Below are 5,052 nucleotides of genomic sequence, written 5' to 3' on the forward strand. Positions count from 1 at the left end.
ATAATTATTTTAAAACATATTAATATTTTTTAATTTATATAATTATGAGCATCAAAAAATCTTGTAAACTTTATTAATAAATGTATATTATACAGTCATGTTTCCAGTGATATTAATTGGCGGCATACCGGGTGTTGGAAAAACTAGCATGGCAGGTTATGTGGCCAGAGAATTTAATATAAACATCGTTCTTTCTGGGGATTATTTAAGGGAATTTTTAAGGCCCTATGCTGGTGAAATACTATCAAAAAGTGTATATGAATCATGGCAGTTTTTTGGAGAGAAAACTGAGGATAATATCATTAAAGGATATTATGAACAGTCAAAAATAATGTATAGCGGTATAAATGCTGTCCTTGCCCGTGCGATTAGGAATGGTGAGCCGTTAATACTTGAGACACTTTATTATATACCAGAACTTATTGATAAAAATATAATTGATGATATAATAAAAATATATATTTATGTCTCTGATCATAATGTTCATGAGGAAATGCTGAACAGCAGGGAAAAATTTACACATATTAATTCCCCCGGATACCGCCTTGTGCAGCAGCTTCCTGTATATGAGGTTATGGAGAAATATACACTTAATTTATTAAAAAAATACGATGTTTTTACCGTTGACTCAACAAATTATCAGCTTGCAAGGAAAAAGATAATAAAATATATAGAAGATAAAATCAATCAGTAGCTGAGGCTGCATTTAATAAATCTTTGATGATAATGTCAGGGTTCTCTATTCCAACTGATAATCTCATAAATTTTTTGTTTACATTTAATATTTTTAACTCACTTTCATTGAGCGACCTGTGTGACATTGTGAATGGATTTGATATGATTGTGTTTATTCCCCCAAGGGTATTTGCGGGCACAACATTTTTTAAATTTTTAAAAAATTTTTCCACATCACCCTGTATTTCAAAATCAACTACCCCTGAGAATCCGTTCATATATTTTAATGCTATTTCATGATCCGGATGATTATCAAGACCGGGATATATAACGTTTTTAACATTGCCTGAATCCTGAAGTTCATGCGCAATTATATTCGCATTTTTATTTATCCTCTCCATGCGAAGTTCAAGTGTTTTAATTCCCTGGTTTACAAGAAATGCAGTGTTCGGATCCATTGATGTTCCAAGGGTTCTTCTCATGTTGTCTATTTTTTCTATAAGATCCTCCCTGCCCGCAGCAAAACCTGCTATTGCATCATTATGACCGGATATAAATTTTGATGCACTGTGTATAACTATATCCGCACCAAGGTCCAGCGGGTGTATGTTTACCGGTGTGGAAAATGTTGCATCAACAATAAGCAATGAACCCGTTTCCCTGCATTTTTCTGATATGGCCTTAATATCATTAACCCTTAATATTGGGTTTGAAAGGCTCTCAATAAATACCAGCTTTGTATCGTTTTTTATGGACTTAATTATATTATCTGTTCCCGGATCTGCGACATCAATTTTAACCCCCCATGATCTTAAATATTCTGTGAAAAAGTGGTAACTCCTTGCAAAGGTATCAAGGTGTATCAACGCCCTATCTCCAGGATGTATTAATGATAACACCGTGGTTGTGATAGCACCCATGCCCGATGAAAACGCGTTATATGCCTCAGCATGTTCCATTGCCTTAATTTTTAGTCCCACATTTTCAACTGTCGGATTATATTCCCTTGAATACCGGTATTTTTCACCACCCGGGACAACATAGGAACTTGTCTGGTAAATGGGAAATGTAAGGGGTTTTGCAAAAATACCATCACTAATATCGTTCATTAATATCCCTCCACAATTTCAGTTTCCACAATCTTATAATTTAAACCATATTTACCTAATATTTCATCAGTGCCACTGATAATGCCATTTTTATTTGTTCTTTCATCAGTAAAAATAAGTATTGTTGGACCCGCACCACTAATACATGCAGAAACCGCATTCTCATCTATGGCCATTGATTTTATCTCACCATAAAATGGGAATAAACCATTTCTGGATTTTTCAACTATCTCATCATTCATGCCGTCTCTTATTGCCTGCCGTTCACCATTTAAAAACCCGAGAAGCATCAATGAAAGTCTTGAGGTTTGACGTACCATATCTTTAATATCTATATTTTTGGGCACCATTGATCTAGCCAGTTTTGTTTTTTCCTCTATTTTAATATCTGGTATAACAAGCATTAGATGCGGTTTATACTTAATATCTATTTTTCTGACCCTAACTGGTTCAGTTGATGTTATTAGCGTCATTCCACCATATATGCCAGAAGAAACATTATCTGGGTGGGCAGACCCGCAGGCCGCAATTTCACCATACATTGAATAATATACCATTTCATCATTTGTTAAATTTAAATCAAACATTTTATTAAAAGCCTTTACAGCAGCTGATGAGGAGGCACCGCTGCTGCCCAGGCCAAGTCCAACGGGAACGCCCTTATTTATTGTTATATCTATGCCTGATTTAATTTTTCTATCCTTCATAAGCTGTATGAGACTAAGACCCGCCGTATTTTTCATAGGGTCTTCAGGTGTATTATCCGAAAAGATTCTTATTTTTCCGGTATTATTTTCCTCTATTTCTACCTCGTCCTTAAAGGCACGATGGCTTAGGGATAAAATATCATAACCTGGACCGAGATTGGCGGATGATGAATAACTTAACTCCTTAATCTTCATACTTTGCTATGTTTTCATTTAATAAATTTATTATTCAACTTTATATTACTATCAGTAATATCATGTGCAGAAATATTAAACAATGCATTATTTTATATCTTTTCTGGATATGTTCCAGCGTGATAATTTGGAAAGGAGGTTAATTTATTTAGATCTGGATTCGGCGATTAAAAACACGGATGTAAATATTAATAATCTAACTGGGGCAATAGAAAGGATACTTTTACAGATATTTCAGAACATACCGGATGACGAATTAATCTTTACAATCCAGTATTCACAGGGCATTAATTATGTAACCGGTAAAAAGCATTCATTAAATAATTATGAATATTCATCAATGCTGCAGGGCTATCTTGGGAACATTATTCAAAATACATATGAAAAAATAAAATACGAGCTTGGTCTATCAAGGGAAATGGTCTCTATAAATACCAGGATTATTTATGACAGATCCTCAATGTCAATTTTGGATATACCGGAAAGAAATGCCATAGGATCCCTTGCCTCCGATGGCTACATACCTGTTGCCATGGCTGGAACTGCAGTTTCAATGTTTCCACATTTACAGTATTTTGAATATGCAGGTATAAATCCAGATATTGATGCAGCATCATCCTTTCTCTCCACGCTTTTGGATGCAGATGAATATTTGATTTTATATGATTTTAATAATTTAATCAACAGAAATCTTGGTTCAAAAATTAATAACATAAATAATTATCTGATTAACAGGGGGGACAAAAACACACTTAATAAACTAATATCAATTAAAGGTTTTTTAGACCGTGGCGGTAAAAAGGCAAGCATACATATGCCAGATAATTTTAATGATTACCTACAGTTTTTTTAGGTCCCATTTATTTTTTTTATATCCTCCACAGAAGGAAAAACAAAGCAGTTTCTGCATCTGGGTTCGTAGCTCTCCATCCCACCAATTTTGATGGCCTCACCAAATACCTCCCTGCCATTCATAACCCTTTGTGTAAATGTTGCATCCTCACCGCATTTAGCACATACAGCTGTGAGGGAATAAACCTGATCGGCCCTCGCTATAATCTCCTGTGAAGTTTTAAACGGGATTCCAAGGTGGTTCTTATTTAATGCTGCTATATAAACAATTTTTTTCATGGAGGCGATGGAATCGACAACCTCTGGAAGTATGGAATCGTGATCCCAGAACTGTGCCTCATCAATGCCTATTACGTCAACACCCTCAGACAACGTTTTAATTTTTTTAACGCCATCATTATCAACGCTTACAACTATTGCAGGAAGCCTTATGCCCTTATGTGTTGTTACATATGTTGTATCATATCTCTTGTCTATTTCAGGTTTAAAAAGAAGGGTATTTCTCCCTGCAAGCATTTCACGCTCCAATAATTCTATGAGCCTCGAAGTTTTGCCAGAAAACATGGGCCCTGTGATGACAGTTAATTTTCCCATGATGATATTTTTCATATACGTGTATATTTTAATTTAATAAATTACTTATGTTTGGTTGCATAATTTTATGGATAATGCTGGAATAATTATAAGAAATTATCGCATACATATGTAAAAATAATGAATTTACATTTAAGTTTTTATTATCTCCATAATTTTTGGTTATCGATTTGATAATTATATAAATGAATATTAATTCCGTGGGAAAATAATGAGATTTAAAACTTATTAGAAAATATTATGTGTTTAAATAGCATTAAGAATTAAAATATCGGGTGAATAAATGGAGGCAGAGATAACAAATTTCAAGGAGTACTATGATAACAAAATAGTTACAGCTATGATAGGCATTGAGGCCGATATAAACATGGTTGAGGATATCGGTGAAAAAATTGCCGAAAATAAGAACGTTGAGGAGATCATGGTTGTTACAGGAGATTATGACCTGCTCATCAAGGTAAGATTCCCCGATTACCAGACCCTGGAAAAATTTATAGTTAGGGAGTTAAATAATATTCAGGGGATAAAAAAATCAAAAACAATGATGGTGTTATCCATCATTAAGGACGTGTATATGAGGTGATATAATGGATGAAAAATTGTATAACGAAATTTTGGAACTAATGGATGAACTAGCAGAGGACACTTCTATACCCAGAAATGTCAGAAAAACTTCATCTGATTCAAAGGAAAAATTACAAAATGGTAAGGAAAGCCTTGATTTAAAGTGTGCAACAATAATATCAAAACTTGATGATATCTCTAATGATCCAAATGTACCGTCTCATGGAAGGGCAGCAATATATACATTAATAAGCAAGTTAGAATCACTTTCAAAATCATAATTAATAAACCATTTAATTTTATATAAATTATGAATAGATTTTTTTGTAAATAATATAAGCGATGCAGACATTTGA

The 5,052-nt window shown here is 33.7% G+C and carries 7 protein-coding genes; 4 read left to right on the forward strand and 3 right to left on the reverse strand.

Annotated elements, in window-relative coordinates; genetic code table 11:
* Positions 1-97: 97 nt before the first annotated feature.
* Positions 98-694, forward strand: a complete 597-nt coding sequence (locus tag AOG54_RS00885; RefSeq protein ID WP_054963908.1) for a mevalonate-3-phosphate 5-kinase — start codon at positions 98-100, stop codon at positions 692-694.
* On the opposite strand, the gene AOG54_RS00890 is transcribed toward AOG54_RS00885, so the two are convergent.
* Together AOG54_RS00890 and AOG54_RS00895 are read right to left on the reverse strand one after the other, a co-directional pair.
* On the reverse strand, positions 684-1,784 hold the full coding sequence (locus AOG54_RS00890; protein ID WP_048102038.1) for an aminotransferase class V-fold PLP-dependent enzyme: 1,101 nt from the start codon (positions 1,782-1,784) through the stop codon (positions 684-686). The two genes, AOG54_RS00885 and AOG54_RS00890, sit on opposite strands and share 11 nt — an antisense overlap.
* A complete protein-coding gene (locus AOG54_RS00895) occupies positions 1,784-2,686 on the reverse strand; it encodes a homoserine kinase (RefSeq protein WP_054963906.1) in 903 nt (300 codons plus the stop codon). Before AOG54_RS00895 ends, AOG54_RS00890 begins: the two co-directional genes overlap by 1 nt.
* 127 nt (positions 2,687-2,813) lie before the next feature.
* Here AOG54_RS00895 and AOG54_RS00900 point away from each other — a divergent pair, with 127 nt between their 5' ends.
* On the forward strand, positions 2,814-3,539 hold the full coding sequence (locus AOG54_RS00900; protein WP_156324151.1) for a hypothetical protein: 726 nt from the start codon (positions 2,814-2,816) through the stop codon (positions 3,537-3,539).
* Here the strand turns inward: AOG54_RS00900 and AOG54_RS00905 are convergent.
* Positions 3,536-4,132, reverse strand: coding sequence for a thymidine kinase (locus AOG54_RS00905; protein ID WP_084795437.1), 597 nt, complete (start codon positions 4,130-4,132; stop codon positions 3,536-3,538). The two genes, AOG54_RS00900 and AOG54_RS00905, sit on opposite strands and share 4 nt — an antisense overlap.
* Positions 4,133-4,415: 283 nt before the next feature.
* Here AOG54_RS00905 and AOG54_RS00910 point away from each other — a divergent pair, with 283 nt between their 5' ends.
* Together AOG54_RS00910 and AOG54_RS00915 are read left to right on the forward strand one after the other, a co-directional pair.
* On the forward strand, positions 4,416-4,715 hold the full coding sequence (locus tag AOG54_RS00910; protein ID WP_048102034.1) for an Lrp/AsnC ligand binding domain-containing protein: 300 nt from the start codon (positions 4,416-4,418) through the stop codon (positions 4,713-4,715).
* Between the two features lie 4 nt (positions 4,716-4,719).
* Positions 4,720-4,977 (forward strand): UPF0147 family protein, encoded by a 258-nt coding sequence (locus tag AOG54_RS00915; RefSeq protein WP_082180466.1) that lies wholly within the window; start codon positions 4,720-4,722, stop codon positions 4,975-4,977.
* Positions 4,978-5,052 lie beyond the last annotated feature (75 nt).

Source organism: Acidiplasma aeolicum (assembly GCF_001402945.1).
Classification (GTDB): Archaea; Thermoplasmatota; Thermoplasmata; order Thermoplasmatales; family Thermoplasmataceae; genus Acidiplasma; species Acidiplasma aeolicum.

Excerpts from the sequence above, each read along its gene's own strand:
- AOG54_RS00885 (WP_054963908.1), top strand. The coding sequence starts at position 98 with ATGTTTCCAGTGATATTAATTGGCGGCATACCGGGTGTTGGAAAAACT.
- AOG54_RS00890 (WP_048102038.1), bottom strand. The coding sequence starts at position 1,784 with ATGAACGATATTAGTGATGGTATTTTTGCAAAACCCCTTACATTTCCC.
- AOG54_RS00895 (WP_054963906.1), bottom strand. The coding sequence starts at position 2,686 with ATGAAGATTAAGGAGTTAAGTTATTCATCATCCGCCAATCTCGGTCCA.
- AOG54_RS00905 (WP_084795437.1), bottom strand. The coding sequence starts at position 4,132 with ATGGGAAAATTAACTGTCATCACAGGGCCCATGTTTTCTGGCAAAACT.
- AOG54_RS00910 (WP_048102034.1), top strand. The coding sequence starts at position 4,416 with ATGGAGGCAGAGATAACAAATTTCAAGGAGTACTATGATAACAAAATA.
- AOG54_RS00915 (WP_082180466.1), top strand. The coding sequence starts at position 4,720 with ATGGATGAAAAATTGTATAACGAAATTTTGGAACTAATGGATGAACTA.